General features: G+C 38.7%; 1 pseudogene. It reads left to right on the forward strand.

The annotated features are described in order from the left end of the window. Positions 1–320: 320 nt before the first annotated feature. Positions 321–654 (forward strand): annotated as a pseudogene (locus ACWHAR_RS28205) (family 1 glycosylhydrolase); the annotation flags it as partial.

Here is a 654-nt window from a genome sequence, read left to right on the forward strand (position 1 = left end):
GGGGTGTATTTTCCTGCGTTTAATTTAGAACCAATTGAATGGCTAAACACTCTAATAGTACAAATAAAAGAATCTTTCAGTGAAAACGATAACGATTATTAACCTTGATTGGAAAAATGCCTTTCAAGGTTTTTTTTATTGAAGTTAAAGTTCAAATCTTTATGATTACTTTTGTTCTAGAAACGATAGTCAACACCAAAAATGAAAGCGTTGACATCCTGTAAATCTAGTGCTAAAGTATACCTGCAAACAAATAAAACGACCCGTCAGGATTGTTACTGTGAAAGCAGGCAAAACCTAAATGGTGCAGGTGCAGGAGGTCTGACGTATCGCCGAACGGGATCATGTCTCCATTTGATGAATCAATGACTTCCTTGAATCTGTATCACAAAGGGATTGACTTTTATCATCGTTATAAAGAGGATATCGCCTTATTTGCGGAAATGGGATTTAAGGCGTTCCGCACATCGATTGCGTGGACGAGAATTTTTCCGAATGGCGATGAAGAGGAGCCCAATGAAGAAGGCCTCAGCTTTTATGATGATCTGTTTGATGAGCTGTTAAAGCATCATATTGAGCCTGTCGTAACCATCTCTCATTATGAAATGCCGCTCGGTTTAGTGAAAAATTATGGCGGCTGGAAGAATCGCAAAG

It is taken from the genome of Bacillus sp. LR--39 (genome assembly GCF_053613335.1).